Here is a 15,202-nt window from a genome sequence, read left to right as displayed (position 1 = left end):
GCTGCCATTCCGCATCGCTCAGCCAGTAAGCCTGCTTTGCCATCCAAGCCTCCATGTGCTGGAAAGCTTGAATCACAATCCCTTAGTCCTGGGAATCCTTATTGAGTACAGACCCTAGAGGCTCCGCGGCGCTCGGCGCCTTCGCAGCCACGACACATGCCGTAACCATGGCTGCCAGTCGCAACACTTGGCGACGCGAAGGCGATGTATCGATAGCGTCTTTCATCGTCTGATCTCGCGGTGAGGGCGCCTGCCAGGCGCATTCGCCGGCCATGCGATGCCGGCGCGTTACCGAATGCTCGCGCTCCGTTGGCGAAAGGAGGCGGTCATTGAGGTCAGGGCATGCCAGACCACGATAGCGATCCTGCCACCACGAGGCTACTTCCCGCAGGACTTTCGCCTGTCGGGCCCACGCCCTGTTGAGGATGAAATCGCCGTCAGGACGGGCGTCATGGTGGCGGTTGCGGGATCAGTCGTCCGCGATGGCCGCCAAATCCGTCCTCGCATCGAGAAATCGCCCAATCAGCACTGCCCGCCGAACGGTCCGGCTCGAGCTTAAGAGAGAGACGAGCCCCAGCGCCATCAGCAGCACGCCGAGCCAGGTTGCCGTCCACCCTTTCCCGTCGTCGCCCGCCTGGGCGATGGGAACGGCGACCGGGGTCGCGGGAGGCACGGAGGCGGTAACCGCGTCGCTGGCGGCCGGCGCGGCCGCCAGAAGCGTCTCCACGTCGACCTGGCGCGGCGTGGGATGGTCGGGCGTGAGCTGATCGCTCGCGGGCTTGGCGACGATGGGTGCCGGCGGCACGAGCGCCGCAGCCGCCATAGCGGAGACGACGGGAGCGGCATCAGCCACCTTGAGCTCGGGCGCGGACGACGTCAGCTGGGGTGTTTCCGCCGGCGCGGAGCGCGGCAGCTCCGCACGTGCATCCACGACCGCCTTCCGCTTGAGCAGCGCGGTCTCGTTCTCCTCGCGAGCGGCTACACGATGCTTCGCGTCGTGCCGATGAACCGGCTTCTTCACCGTCGCGATCCCCTCAGCGGCCTGGAACCAGCATTTACGCTGGCCGTCGAAACGATAGACCCAGTGCTGGTGGTCGGCAGTCGACGTGCCGGGTTGCGGCAAGCACTCCTCTGCGGCGGGAGCGGGCGCAGTGGCTTGCCCGGGAGACGCATTGAACAGGGCGTCGAACGGATTTGAAGATGCCGGCGACGTCGAGAGACCTGCGAGAAGAAAAGCGGCGAAGCAAAATCGCAAATGACCGGACATGGACCCCCCCCCGGTGTTGCGCCCCGCCCCGGCACGACCTTTGGCCGCGACCTGGGTCGCAATGCGGCTCAAATCCGGCAACGCGGTGGATTCATTCTGGCCCGGAACTGGGATCCGGGTGCCGACGGCGCGCCTGACAGCACTTATCCACTACCGATCAAATGATGAAGCAGACCCTTGGGACCGCTTGCGGTCAAATCCAACGTCGCTAGCGTGATAGGTAGGTTGAAACGGCGTGGCCCAGCACTTCCAGGATTGAGATAGAGCACCCCACCCGTTGTCTCAATCAGCGGCCGATGCGAATGGCCAGAAATAACCACGTTGATCCCACACGCCGCCGGATCGAGTTGCAGGTCGTGGATGTCATGAAGGATATAGATCGAATGGTCGCCAAGCCTGACCTTCTCTGTATCAGGATAATTTTCTGCCCACGGCCCGTTATCGACGTTCCCCCTTATTGCGATAACAGGCGCAATCCGGCGGAGTCTGTCGATGACTTCAGGGCGGCCGATGTCGCCGGCATGGATGATATGGGCCACCCGGGCCAGCCGTTGCTCGGCTTCGGGACGCAGGATCCCGTGTGTATCCGAGATGACTCCGATTCTAAGCACGCGCGTAGTCCCGATCGTTAGAACGGCCGTTTGAGGATTTAGGAACAACCTCTGTCTGGTGCGCGACATCGTATTTTGACCCGAAACGGTTTCGACTCCCCGCCCTAATTGTTTCACCTCCGTCCGCCGCGGCTTGGACGGACGATAGCGGAGGTCACCGCAGTCGATCGAGCAAAGCCTTTGCTTCCTTCAGATCGTGCGTTTCAAAGCCCTCGGTGTACCCGGCGTAGATCGGCGCGAGCAGTTGGAGCGCTTCCTCGCGCCTGCCCTGGTCGATCCACAAGGCTGCAAGGTCCCTTGCAGCTCGAAGTTCGAGGGCTCTAGCCTGTTGGCTTCTTGCCGTGGTCAGTGCCTGATCGAGCCGTGATTGCGCCTCGGTGCCGGCGTCCGGCGCGGCGCGGGCGAGAAGCGCGCGTGCTTTCAGTCGATACAATTCGGCCTCAAATACCCGTTCGCTATTACGGCTGGTTGTAGCGAGGCCCTGCTCGATCAGCTCCACCGCAGCCTCGCATTGATTGCTCAACAATAAGGCCGAACACAAAAGCACGTACAATGCGGTGATACCCAGCTGATACCCTGCGCCACGATATTCATTCATGGCAGTCCGGATTTCCTCGAGTGCGCTGGTTGAAGGGTCAAGAAAGGTCGCACATATGCCTCGGACGGCGCGCGCCAATCCTCGCCATTGCCGGAATCCGTGTTCCTCCGACAAGGTGAGACAGCGTTCGGCATAGCCGTGCGCAGTCAATAGCTCGCCACGAAGAGCGTAGATAACAGACGCATAATAGCAAGCATAAGCTTGCGAATGTGGATGACCGATGTCGTCTGCCCGCTGAATGGCGGCGTCCATTCGCGTGATTGCCATGTCGACGTGGCCGAGCAGCCAAAGAACCCAAGACATCAGGGCAAGGTCCGCCACTCCGGCATCCTGGCCAGCGGCACGGGCAGCCAGTCTCTCCTCCTCGGTGCTTGCGTCAAACGCCTCAAAGGCACGTTCGATCGCTTCGCGGGCGCCGATGAGATGTCCCATGAAAAGGCGAATCATGGCCTGCCCACGCATTGCATTGAGCAACGCTGGTCGATTGCCACGCGCCTCGGCGAGATGAAGCAGGACAGCGACCATTTCCTCGGCAATCGGTAACTCACCGCGAATGACGCTCGCGGTGGCCAACCAGAACATGATTTGTAGTTGCTCGGGGGGATCTCCGAGGCGCTCGCACAACTCGCGCGCACGCGTGAAGGTCGCCACCGCCCTGTTCGAGGCAGGGCCCTGGGTAGCGATCAGGCAGGGGCCCAGAGCGAATTGGAAATCAAGCTCCAGTCTGTCCTTCCGCGCGCCGTCGGCCAAATGGACCAAGGCTTCGATTCCTCGCTGCAGGTGCGCGATCGCTTCGAGGTTGGCGGAGCGTATGGCGGCTTTCTTGCCGGCCTGCAACCAATATTCCCCCGCTTTTTCAAACAGCCCCGCCACGGTGAGATGGTGCGCGATAGTTTCAGGTTGAGCCTCCACAATTTCTGGGAACCGTTGCTCGAGGGCGTCTGCGATGCTGGCATGCAGCGCTGCGCGTCGGCTCTTCAAGAGTCCCGAGTAGGCGGCGTCCCGCACCAGCGCGTGTTTGAAGGTGTAGACCGCGTGAGGAATTTCACCTCGGCAGAATATCAGCTCCGAACGCACCAACTGATCAAGCGCCTCGTCCAATCTCTGCTTCGGCAGCCCGGCGACGGCACGCACAAGTTCATAATGGAATTCGCGACCCGCGACGGCTCCGATCTGGGCGACGTCTCGCACCGGTGACAACCGATCAAGGCGAGCCATCAGCGAAGCCTGCAACGTGGTTGGGATCGCCAACGACGGGAGAGGCGCTTCGAGAACATATTCTCCGTCCCGTTCTCGCAACAAGCCGCCTTCAAGCACCATCTTGGTTAATTCCTCGACGAAGAGCGGCACCCCATCGGTGTGTGCGAGAATGTGCTCCATTACCTCCTTGGGGAGCTTTTTGCCGGCGGTCACCCGCAGGACCAGCGCTGTGCCGTCGCGTCGGCCAAGGCGGGTGAGCGGGATCGTTGTGGTGTGGGGATAACTCGGCCAAGGCGGAGTGAATTCGGGCCTGGCCGTGATCAGCATAAGTGCCCGAAGCTGCGGCACGTGCTCGACAGTAGCGGCGAGGAGCTCGAGCGACGTTGGGTCAATCCAGTGTACATCTTCGATAATGAGTAAAACCGGCTGCTGCGCCGCTAACTCGTCGAGCTGGGCCAATAGTGCCGCAAAGGTCTTCTCTTTGCATTTTTGTGGGGTGAGGTCCTGGAGTCGATAGTGATCATCGGGTGGCAGCGCCAACAAATTGGCGAGAACGGCAAGATGTTCGGGATCGCGTGTGGATTGCGCCAGTAGAGCACCCAGCTTGGATAGCTTCTCCTGAGGTGAGTCACTGTGCTTGAACCCGGCAGCACGTTCGAGTTGGCTGATAAATGGGAACAATGCGCTGTGGGCATAGTGCTCGGAGCAGAAATAGCGCAGCGTGATATGTGTCTCACCTTGGAGCCGCTCATTAAGCGCTAACGCAATGTGTGACTTGCCAATCCCCGGCTCTCCCGCAAGCATCACGACCCGGCCTTCTTCCCGTGTAGCTTGTTGCCAGCGGCGTAACAGCAGCTCGATTTCCTCCTCGCGCCCGAACAGCGGCGGCAGCTTAGTGGTGTGCATGGCCTCGAAACGGCTCTCTACACCGCTCATCCCCAGCACCTGATAAACTTCGACTGGCTCCGCCCAGCCTTTCAGCGCGACTGGGCCGAGGTCACGATAATGGAACTCTCCCCCTGTGAGCTGGCGCGTGCACGCGGAGATCAACACAGTCCCCGGCTCCGCCAGCGTTTGCAGGCGCGCGGCGAGGTTCGGCGTCTCACCAACGACGGCTTGCTCCGCCGGCGTTTTCTCAATCAGCAGCTGTGTTACGACCACAGTGCCCGTTGCAATGCCGATGCGAATTTGCAGCGTCGCAGCGACATTCCGGATAGTCGCTACGGACCCAATGAGTGCGAGCGCAGCGCGCACAGCCTGTTCGGCATCATCCTCATGGGCGTGTGGATAGCCGAAATAGACCAACACACCGTCACCCATATAGCGGGCAATCTTTCCCTGATAGCGGCCTATAACTTCTGCGATGCAACTGTGATACGCGCCAATCAGGATTCGCATGTCCTCCGGGTCCAACCGCGCCGCAAGGGCTGTGGAGCCGACCAAGTCACAAAACATCACTGTCAGATGGCGCCGCTCGGCTTCATCTGGTCGCCTCGGTTCGGCTACCGCTGCTGCCGCTCTCGCCCCATTCTCAAGCTCTGCAATGGCGCGCAGTATCTTGCGGCGATGGCCCAGCAGAACGCCGAGGTCCTTGAGATCCTGGTCCGTCAGGTCGCGGAGTACCGAGAGATCAACGCCGTTCTCGGCGAAGCGCTGAGCATACTCCGAAAAGCCGATCGACTCGAGCCACTCGGTGACGCCTCTCATGGCAATCGGACACCTCCTCGGCCCCGTTCTTAGCTCCCGCAGGTATCGCTTCCAGGGGCGATCGGCCCACCTGCACCGAGGCACTGAATCTCGGTCATCGTATCTCCTCGAAAAGGCACGGTGGTGAGCGTTGCGAAAAGCGCCAGTTCACTTCTTCTGGACTAATCAGCAGAAAAGCGACCGCTGCATGCGACCGTATTGCAGCCGAGGGAGCGACGTGTCTTCAAGACGCTCGACATGGCGAATAACGAGTTTCCACTCAGAGATTAGTCCTCGTGGCAACAGAATGGTTCACTGTCGCCTTTGAAGCGCCTCCGAAAAGTGTGACGCCGCCCCATAGCTGGCAGCGAAAAGTCGATGCCTGCGTTCCAGTGGTTGGATTTCATGCCGCCGGCTGACCGGTATTTGAGGCTTCCTCGCAACGGCGAGGCGCGCCTTGATGAACCGACATCTTCTGCGAGTTGGGAGGTATCTCCGGCCTGGCGTATTGGTCAGATTGACCTCGGGGAGCGGCATCCGGCAAATCCATCCCGATCGCGCCTGCCCCGCGGAGGAAAAATATCGATCAATCTGGTACTTGTCGGACCTTTTATTCGTTGTAATCTTCTACCATGCGGCACTCGCATGGCCGTGCTCAAAACGGGCAGGCATCACCATAACAGGAGCGAAACAACGCGCCGGTTTTTGGGATCGAGACCGACATGTCCGGTGGTGGATCGTTTGATACGTTCCCCAAATTGCTGCTGCGGAACGCCGCGCAGTTTGGCACGCATCCGGCATTTCGACACAAGGATCTTGGCATCTGGCAGAGCTGGACGTGGGCTCAAGTTGCCGAGATCGTGCGTGCCTACGCCGCCGGGTTGCATCGACTTGGCTTACAGCCGGGCGATACAATTGCCGTAGTCGGCGCCAATCGGCCGAAGCTGTACTGGACCATGATGGCTGCGCAGATGCTGCGCGCGATTCCCGTTCCGGTTTACGCCGAGGCGGTGGCCGACGAGCTCGCTTTTGTTCTCGCTCATGCCGAGGCGAAACTGGTCGCGGCTCAAGACCAGGAGCAGGTTGATAAAGTCTTGTCGGTGTCCGACCGACTGCCGCAACTCGACAAGGTCGTTTATGACGAGCCGCGCGGCCTTGATGGCTACGATCGAAGTCGATCGATCGCAATCGGCAATATCATCGAGGAGGGCCGCGCAGCCCTCGCGACTGACATTGCGCTTCGCAAAGCGATCGATGACTTCGTGCAGGCGGGCAATGGTTCGGACGTCGCGGTCATCCTCTACACTTCTGGAACGACCGGCGCCTCGAAGGGAGTCACGCTGTCAAGCCGAGGTTGCATTGATGCCGCAACCGATACCACCAGGTTCGACGGACTGACCCACGAGGACGTGGTGCTCGCCTACCTGCCGCTGGCGTGGGTGGGCGATCATTACCTCAACTATGTGCAAGGCCTCGTCGCCGGATTCTGCACGGCGTGTCCGGAGAGCAGTGACACGATCGAGCAGGACAGACGTGAGATTGGACCAACCTTCTACTTCGCTCCGCCGCGCGGCTTCGAAGCCATGCTGACGCGGCTGATGATCCGCATGGAAGACGCTTCGCCCGTCAAGCGGCGGATGTTCAACTACTTTCTGGACGTTGCGCGCTTGCATGGCGAGCAGGTCTTGACCGGAAGACCGGCACCGCTGTCAGGCCGCTTGCTCTATGCGCTCGGGCGGCTGCTGGTCTACGAGCCTCTCAAGAACGTTCTCGGCCTGTCTCGGGTGCGCGTCGCATACACTGCAGGCGAGGCTATCGGTCCGGATCTGTTCGCATTCTTCCGCTCGATCGGGCTAAATCTGAAGCAACTCTATGGCCAGACTGAAGCGTTTCTTTACGTGACGTGCCAGCCTGATGGTGCAATCTACTCCGATACTGTTGGTCCTGCAGCGCCAAACGTCGACGTCCGCGTTGCGGAGACGGGCGAGGTGCAATTTCGTTCGCCCGGCATGTTCGTCGGATATTTTAAGGATCAGGCAAAGACCGCGGAAGCCATGACGCCAGATGGATACGTCAAGACCGGCGATGCGGGCTTTTTCGACGAGAAGACCGGACACTTAAAGATAATCGATCGCGCGAAGGACGTCGGCAGGTTGAACGGCGGTACGATGTTTGCGCCGAAATACCTTGAGAACAAGCTGAAGTTCTTTCCCAACATCAAGGAAGCGATCACTTTCGGTGACTCGAGGGAGTTCGTTTGCGCGATGCTCAACATCGATCCGATTGCCGTCGCGAATTGGGCGGAACGCAACAACGTTGCCTACGGATCCTATCAGGAGCTCGCCGGGCATCCTCTGGTCTACGACACAGTAGCGAAAGACGTGGCCGCGGTGAACCGCTCTCTCGTTGAAGAAAAGGTGCTCGCGGGCGCTCAGATTCGCCGCTTCTTGATCTTGCACAAGGAACTCGATGCGGATGACGGCGAATTGACCCGCACGCAGAAGGTGCGCCGCCGGATCATCGCAGAACGCTACGCGCCGCTGCTCACGGCACTCTACGATGGCTCGTATGAAGCCGACATTTCCACTGAAGTCGCTTTTGAGGATGGCCGCAAGGGCACGATCGCGGCGCGGGTCAAGATTCGCGACATGCAGGCAACTGGCGCGGCGGAGTCCCTGGGGAAGGCTGCATGAGACCGCCGGACACCAACGAAATCCTGCTCCAAGTCGAGGGTGTGGCGCTGTCCTTTGGCGGCGTCCGGGCGTTGAAGGACGTTTCGCTCAACGTGCGAAAAGGCGAAATTCGAGCCATCATCGGCCCGAACGGCGCCGGCAAGACCTCGATGCTGAATGTCGTCAACGGTTTCTATCACCCCGATCGTGGCACCATTACCTTCAAGGGACGCACCCGGGACAGGATGCAGCCCTTCGAGGCGGCGCGCGGCGGTATCGCGCGCACATTTCAGAACGTTGCGCTGTTCAAGGGGATGAGCGCGCTCGACAACATTATGGCCGGCCGCACCTTGAAGGTGCGCCGGGGTCTGTTGTGGCAGGTACTGCGTTGCGGTCCCGCACTGAAAGAGGAGCTCGAGCATCGGCACCGCGTTGAGGAGATCATCGATTTTCTGGAGATCGAGGCAATCCGTAAGGTACCAGTTGGGCGCCTGCCCTACGGCCTGCAAAAGCGCGTCGAGCTTGGTCGCGCTCTCGCGATGGAACCCGACCTTCTTCTCCTCGACGAGCCAATGGCAGGCATGAATCTCGAGGAGAAGGAGGACATGTCACGGTTCATCGTTGACGTGAACAATCAATACGGCACGACAATCGCGCTGATCGAGCACGACATGGCTGTGGTGATGGACCTCTCGGATCGCGTGGCGGTACTCGATCATGGCGTCAAGATCGCCGACGGCACGCCGGACGAGGTGAAGAACAGCCAAGCCGTCATCGAGGCCTATCTTGGCGTTGCACACTGAGGAGCGTTCGTGATCGCATTAGGCCAATTTCTCGAGGTTCTGATCGGCGGATTAATGTCCGGCGTGCTCTATTCGCTGGTCGCACTCGGCTTCGTGTTGATCTTCAAGGCATCCGGCGTTTTCAATTTTGCTCAGGGAGCAATGGTATTGCTCGCAGGCCTGGCGCTGGTTCGCGCTCTCGATCTCCTGGTTGCCAACGGCTTTCCCCTTTGGGTTGCGATCGTACTCGGCATCGCTTTTGCGGCGGCAATCATGGCGACAACGGCATGGCTGATCGAGCGGTTCGTGATCGGACCTCTTGTCAACCAGGACGGTCTCACGCTCTTCATGTCCACCATCGGCGTGACATTCGTCATCGAGGGCGCTGCGGAGATGATTTTCGGATCCGATGTCTACCCGTTGCGGCTGTTTCCGACGGATGCCTGGTTTGTGCTCGAGGATGTCTTCCCGGGTGGAATTCTGGTCAACAAGCTGGACGTCTGGGGCGCGTTGATCGCCGGCATCCTGGTCGCTGGCCTCGCGATCTTCTTTCAACGCACCAAGACCGGTCGCGCACTTAGGGCCGTGGCCGACGACCACTTGGCCGCGCATTCGGTCGGGATTCCCATCGGTTGGATCTGGTTTGTGGTCTGGCTCGCTGCCGGTCTCGTTGCGCTGGTCGCGGCAACCGTGTGGGGTACCAAGCTCGGCGTGCAGTTCTCCATCACCTTTCTCGCGCTGAAGGCCCTGCCCGTCTTGATCATCGGGGGCCTTACCTCAATTCCGGGAGCCATCGCCGGCGGGCTCATTGTGGGGGCGGGCGAGAAGATTGCAGAGGTGTATTTGGGGCCATCCATCGGCGGCGGCATCGAATATTGGTTTGCCTACGTGCTGGCGCTCGCGGTGTTGCTCGTCCGGCCGCAAGGTCTGTTTGGCGAGCGGATCATCGAACGCGTCTGAGAAAGGAGTTCGTTGTGCTTTATCGCGAGGCTGGCCAGTTCAAGACGACCTACGCAGAGGACATGGCGATCTTCCCGATCAGACAGGACCGTATTGCGCTCGCGGTCTTGCTCGGCATCGCTTTCATTGGCGTGCCGCTGTTGGCTACCTTTCATATTTGGCCGTTCGGCAGCGACTATTTGCTGTGGGCCATCTTGTTGCCCTTTCTCATCCTGGCGCTCGCCGCCATCGGTACGAACATTCTCGTGGGCTATTGCGGCCAAATCTCGCTTGGCAGCGGCGCGTTCATGGCCATCGGTGCCTATTCCGCCTATAAGCTGGTAACAGGCGTTCATATCCCGCTCGCCTGGCTTAGCTTCGCGATCTCGATCCCCCCGTTGCCTGTGTTCGCATCCATTCTGCTCGGCGGGCTCATCGCGGCGGGTGTCGGAATCCTGTTCGGCATTCCCAGTTTGCGGATCAAGGGCCTCTACCTAGCGGTAGCGACACTCGCCGCGCAGTTCTTCTTCGACTGGGCGTTCCTGCGGATCCCGTGGTTCACCAATTACGCCCCGTCGGGATCGGTGAATGCGCCAGAACTAAACTTCTTTGGTCTGATCGTGCAATCGCCGATCGAGCGCTACCTGCTATGCCTGCTATTGGTGACCCTGATGGCGCTGCTGGCGAAGAATCTCGTTCGCGGCAATCTCGGCAGACAGTGGATGGCGATCCGCGATATGGATATCGCCGCAGAGCTGATCGGTATCCGGCCGCTTTATGCAAAGCTCACGGCGTTCGCGGTCTCTTCATTCATCATCGGCGTGGCGGGCGCACTCTGGGCATTCGTCTACCTGGGTTCATGGGAGCCGCTTGCGTTCTCGATCGACCGTTCGCTGCAGCTTCTCTTCATGGTCATCATCGGCGGGCTCGGGTCGATCATGGGGTCGTTCGTCGGCGCGGCCTTCATCCTCATCGTCCCGATCATGCTCAATCTAATTCCAGCCGAACTCGGCGTGCCGCTGTCGACGGAAACGATCGCTCATTTTGAATTCATCATCTTCGGATCGTTGATCTGCTATCTTCTCATCAAGGAACCCCATGGCTTCGCTCGGCTGATATCGATCGGCAAGGAGAAGCTGAGACTTTGGCCATTTCCCTATTGAATGGACGATCGCGCCTGCGTCGCACGCGGACGGTCTCTAGTGCAGGAGGAAGGAACACACCCCCGCAAGCAAGAAGAGGGGCTCAAACGAGGAGTATACGCAAATGCCACGTATCGCACGCAATGCACTGATATTGGCGGCGGTGGTGTCTGGCGCGGTGGTTAGCGCACCAGCCGCAGCTCAAAACGAACAGTTCATCCCAATTCTGTCGTACCGGACCGGACCCTACGCTGTGAATGGCGCTCCTTACGCAAACGGCGTTGCGGACTATTACAACCTGGTCAATGAGCGTGACGGCGGCATTAACGGCGTCAAGATTCTGGTCGAAGAATGCGAGACCGGTTACGCCACCGACAAGGGCGTCGAGTGCTACGAGCGCCTCAAGAGCAAGGGGCCAACCGGGGCAGCTTTCATCAATCCTCTGTCGACCGGCATCACGTTCGCCCTCACCGAAAAGACCGCGACTGACAAGATCCCGATCATCACGATGGGCTACGGCCGTGCCGATTCCAAGAACGGCGCGGTGTTCCCGTACAATTTTCCACTGCTCGGCACCTATTGGTCCGCGGCCGATATCGCAATTCAGCACGTCGCCAAGGAACTCGGCGGTTTCGACAAGCTCAAAGGCAAGAAGATTTCGCTGCTCTATCACGACAGCCCCTACGGCAAAGAGCCGATCCCGATGCTGCAAGTGCTGGCGCAGAAGTACGGGTTCGAGTTCACACCGACCCCGGTCACGCACCCCGGCGTCGAGCAGAAGTCGCAATGGCTGGCGATCCGCCAGAACCGGCCAGACTATGTCCTGGTCTGGGGCTGGGGCGTCATGAACAGTACGGCCGTCAAGGAAGCGGCGGCCGTTGCGTATCCGCGCGAGAAGATGATCGGCGTTTGGTGGTCAGGCGCAGAGCCGGACGTGACGCCCGCGGGCGACCAGGCCATAGGCTATAAGTCGCTGATGCTCCAGCATGGCGCAGGCAAGTTTCCTGTCCACGCCGATATAGAGAAGTACGTCTACGCGAAAGGCAAAGGTTCAACAGACTCTGGCAAGGTCGGCGAAGTTCTCTACAATCGTGGCGTGGTGAATGCCATGCTCGGCGTGGAGGCGATCCGCAAGGCGCAGGAGAAATTCGGCCAGAAACCGCTAACAGGCGAGCAGGTCCGCTGGGGGCTTGAGAACCTCAACCTCTCCGAAGCGCGGATAAAGGAACTCGGCTTCGATGGGATGCTGAAGCCGATCAAGATCTCCTGCTCCGACCACGAGGGCACACGCGACGGGCGCGTCCAGCAGTGGGACGGCAAGAGTTGGAAGATCATCTCGGACTGGTACACGGCTGACGAACCACTCATCGATCCGCTCGTCAGGGACGTTTCCGGGAAGTACGCCGCGGACAAGAAGATCCAGCCACGCGAGTGCTCGAAGGAAAGCTGAGCTTTGTGAGCGATCCGGGAGCGGATGTGGCGGCTCCCGGATTCCCAGTGTTTGGAAAGGTCTGCGCGTGTCAACTCACAACGTTGTCGGTGTGGCGACTGAAGCGGCAGTTCCGGTTCTGTCGGTTAACAATATCGAGGTTGTGTATGATCACGTCATCCTCGTGTTGAAAGGAGTATCGCTGGAGGTCCCGCGGGGCGGCATCGTCGCGCTTCTCGGCGCCAATGGTGCCGGCAAGACGACGACATTGAAGGCGATCTCCAATCTGCTGCATGCAGAGCGCGGCGAGGTCACCAAGGGCTCAATTCTGTTCGACGGCGTGGAAGTGCAGTCGCAGTCGCCAAACGATCTGGTACGCCGCGGCTGCATTCAGGTCATGGAGGGCCGGCGTGCCTTTCCTCATCTTACGGTGGAGGATAATCTCCTGACCGGCGCCTTCACGCGTAGGGACGGCAAGTTGGCGATTGCGCAAGATCTTGAACGGGTCTACGGTTACTTCCCCCGTCTCAGAGAGCGGCGCAGCTCCACGGCCGGCTATACATCGGGCGGCGAACAGCAGATGTGCGTGATCGGCCGAGCGCTGATGTCGCGCCCGAAAATGATCCTGCTCGACGAACCGTCAATGGGTCTCGCGCCGCAGATCGTCGAGGAGATCTTCGAGATCGTGAAGGATCTCAACGCCAAGGAGGGTGTATCCTTTCTTCTGGCCGAACAGAACACCAACATGGCGCTCAAATATGCGAGCCACGGGTACATCCTCGAAAACGGCCGCGTTGTTATGGACGGCGAAGCGCGCGCACTCGCCGCAAACGAGGACGTCAAGGAGTTCTATCTTGGGGTCACCGGCGCCAAGCGAAAATCATTTCGCGATATCAAACACTACAAGCGGCGCAAACGCTGGCTCGCCTAGCCGATGCCAGCATTTGCCTGAAGCAGGCAGGACCGGTGACCGGCTGCTTGGTCGTAGGCTTCTTGGCCCTTCTCAGACGAGGCCGAATGGCCGCTTTGCGTCGAGAACCGCTTTGCGTCGAGAAGCTGCCGATCCACTGGATTCTCCCTCGACAATGCGTTTAGTCCGCCCAAGGCGCTTGAGCAAACGCGCAAGCTCGTCGAGTCCGAGGACGTCTTCGCCATCGCCGGATCGCTCGGGACCCCCACCAATGTTGCAATTCAAAAGTATCTGAATTCCAAGGGCGTACCTAACCTCTTCCTGACTTCGGGCGCCGAACGGTTCAACGATCCCAAGAATTTTCCTCGGATCGTTCCATTCTACCCAATCTATGCTGCCCAGGGAGCGTTGTTCGCGAAGCACATCTTACAAGAGCGCCCTCAGGCGAAAATTGCCATGCAATATGAAAATGACGACCTCGGCCGTGACATGTGAAGGGTTTAAAGCAGGGTCTCGGCGACAAGGCGTCCAGCATGATAGTCCAAGAGTTGAGCCACGAACTCTCCGATCCAACTATCGACGCGCAGATTATCGATTTCAAAGCTTCCGGAGCTGATGTGCTGATCCAGTTCACACGGTCCAAGTTCGCCGCGCAAGGCATTCGCGCTGCTGCTGGTCTGGATTGGCACCCGATGCACGTTGTCGCCTGCCAACATGTCTTTGACGGCCATCAAGCCTTGCTTTGCGGGTACCCCCGCGGAAATCATCGAACGTTATCGTCGCACCCTTCAGAAACTCGCGAAGGCCCTCTTTGGGTCGGAAGTTCCTATCATAGCGGCCGTGAACGGGCCTGCGATGGGCGCCGGATTGGACCTCGCCTGCATGTGCGACATGCGCATCGCGTCCGACAAAGCCCGCTTTTCGGAGACGTTCGTAAAACTCGGATTGATCTCTGGCATCGGCGGCGCTTGGTTCTTGCCGCGTGTCATGGGTCACTCGCGCGCGACCGAAATGGCATTCTCCGGTCGCGTCATCGACGCCCAGGCCGCACTTCGCTATGGACTGGTATCCGAGGTCGTCGCGGATGATGAGCTGCTCGACCGGACACATGCTCTCGCTGCCGAAATCGCCGCAAATTCCGGTCTCGCTCTCAGATATACGAAGCGCCTCCTCCGGCTCTCAGAACGCAGCGAGCTGTCCAGCTCACTGGAGGCAACCGCGGCCCTCCAGACGCTGGCGCACCTGAGCGAGGAGCACCAGGACTCGGTGGAGCGCTATCTCGAGGCCGCGAGAAAAGATAAAGGGCTGCCCCAAACTGGAGAGACGCGCGGTAGGAATCTGGTGCGTCCGAAGGCAAGTGCTTGAGCGTTTGGTATGCTGATCTCTTCGACATCCCGGCGCGACGTCGCCGATTCCAACACCGGAAGAGCCGACCAGGCGCTGATAACCAGTGTCGGACAATTCGTAACCGCTCATTTCGCGGCCGGCTAACGGACGCGGAGCGTTGCCCGTCAGCGCTAGAGGGCGCTACCAACCGTCGTTTGAAATCGCGCAAAATCGTAGTTTATCGTACACAATCGTGGCCCTTGGTAGCGGGGGTCCGCTACATTGCCAGACCCACTATCGCAGAAGCCCTGTTTTCTTATCGGCGAGCAGCGTGACTCGCAAGGCCGCGCCTGGATAGGCCGTCAAAAGCCGCACTTCGCCCGCCATCAAACGCTGCTCCAAATAGGGTGCAAATTGGTTCAGGTGCCGGGGGGCAATACCGTAAGTCCGCCCACGAAATCGGACGCGTCAGCTCGCTCCAAACACGCCCAGGATTCTCACTCTAGCGGAGCCTTGTATGCAACGGACTCAGCGCTTTAAGTCCTGTTTAGCCGTTTTGCCAGGGTGAGCGGAAAGACGTCGGGCGGTCTCGAATGCCGATCGACCGCACCCGGCGGACAAAAATCTCGCCATAAGCTCG

At 59.8% G+C, this 15,202-nt stretch carries 11 protein-coding genes and 1 pseudogene; 8 read left to right on the top strand and 4 right to left on the bottom strand.

Annotated elements, in window-relative coordinates; all coding sequences use genetic code 11:
• Positions 1 to 469 precede the first annotated feature (469 nt).
• The 3 genes from AC630_RS27665 to AC630_RS27655 form a co-directional block, all read right to left on the bottom strand.
• On the bottom strand, positions 470 to 1,123 hold the full coding sequence (locus tag AC630_RS27665; protein WP_245330535.1) for a hypothetical protein: 654 nt from the start codon (positions 1,121 to 1,123) through the stop codon (positions 470 to 472).
• Positions 1,124 to 1,410: 287 nt separating this feature from the next.
• Entirely contained in the window at positions 1,411 to 1,878 is a 468-nt protein-coding gene (locus AC630_RS27660) for a metallophosphoesterase family protein (protein WP_074121630.1), read from the bottom strand.
• A 154-nt stretch (positions 1,879 to 2,032) separates the two neighbouring features.
• Complete coding sequence (locus AC630_RS27655; protein ID WP_074121628.1) at positions 2,033 to 5,383, bottom strand: adenylate/guanylate cyclase domain-containing protein; 3,351 nt, start codon at positions 5,381 to 5,383, stop codon at positions 2,033 to 2,035.
• A 701-nt stretch (positions 5,384 to 6,084) separates the two neighbouring features.
• On the opposite strand from AC630_RS27655, the gene AC630_RS27650 reads away from it, so the two are divergent.
• The 7 genes and pseudogenes from AC630_RS27650 to AC630_RS48420 form a co-directional block, all read left to right on the top strand.
• A complete protein-coding gene (locus tag AC630_RS27650) occupies positions 6,085 to 8,055 on the top strand; it encodes an AMP-binding protein (protein WP_074121627.1) in 1,971 nt (656 codons plus the stop codon).
• A complete protein-coding gene (locus AC630_RS27645) occupies positions 8,052 to 8,837 on the top strand; it encodes an ABC transporter ATP-binding protein (protein ID WP_074121626.1) in 786 nt (261 codons plus the stop codon). Before AC630_RS27650 ends, AC630_RS27645 begins: the two co-directional genes overlap by 4 nt.
• A gap of 9 nt (positions 8,838 to 8,846) precedes the next feature.
• On the top strand, positions 8,847 to 9,776 hold the full coding sequence (locus tag AC630_RS27640; RefSeq protein WP_283808456.1) for a branched-chain amino acid ABC transporter permease: 930 nt from the start codon (positions 8,847 to 8,849) through the stop codon (positions 9,774 to 9,776).
• A gap of 14 nt (positions 9,777 to 9,790) precedes the next feature.
• Positions 9,791 to 10,918, top strand: coding sequence for a branched-chain amino acid ABC transporter permease (locus AC630_RS27635; RefSeq protein ID WP_074121624.1), 1,128 nt, complete (start codon positions 9,791 to 9,793; stop codon positions 10,916 to 10,918).
• A gap of 103 nt (positions 10,919 to 11,021) precedes the next feature.
• On the top strand, positions 11,022 to 12,347 hold the full coding sequence (locus AC630_RS27630; protein ID WP_074121623.1) for an ABC transporter substrate-binding protein: 1,326 nt from the start codon (positions 11,022 to 11,024) through the stop codon (positions 12,345 to 12,347).
• Between the two features lie 61 nt (positions 12,348 to 12,408).
• Positions 12,409 to 13,257: an ABC transporter ATP-binding protein gene (locus tag AC630_RS27625; RefSeq protein WP_074121622.1), complete on the top strand. Its 849-nt coding sequence runs from the start codon at positions 12,409 to 12,411 to the stop codon at positions 13,255 to 13,257.
• A 159-nt stretch (positions 13,258 to 13,416) separates the two neighbouring features.
• Positions 13,417 to 13,731, top strand: a pseudogene (locus tag AC630_RS48420) (ABC transporter substrate-binding protein); the annotation flags it as partial.
• A gap of 5 nt (positions 13,732 to 13,736) precedes the next feature.
• On the opposite strand, the gene AC630_RS27615 reads toward AC630_RS48420, so the two are convergent.
• On the bottom strand, positions 13,737 to 13,967 hold the full coding sequence (locus AC630_RS27615; RefSeq protein WP_143198365.1) for a hypothetical protein: 231 nt from the start codon (positions 13,965 to 13,967) through the stop codon (positions 13,737 to 13,739).
• Here AC630_RS27615 and AC630_RS27610 point away from each other — a divergent pair.
• Positions 13,957 to 14,601, top strand: a complete 645-nt coding sequence (locus AC630_RS27610; RefSeq protein ID WP_208867055.1) for an enoyl-CoA hydratase-related protein — start codon at positions 13,957 to 13,959, stop codon at positions 14,599 to 14,601. The two genes, AC630_RS27615 and AC630_RS27610, sit on opposite strands and share 11 nt — an antisense overlap.
• Positions 14,602 to 15,202 lie beyond the last annotated feature (601 nt).

Source organism: Bradyrhizobium sp. AS23.2, from assembly GCF_001908185.1.
Lineage (GTDB): Bacteria > Pseudomonadota > Alphaproteobacteria > Rhizobiales > Xanthobacteraceae > Bradyrhizobium.
This window is presented reverse-complemented; position numbering and strand designations above follow the sequence as displayed.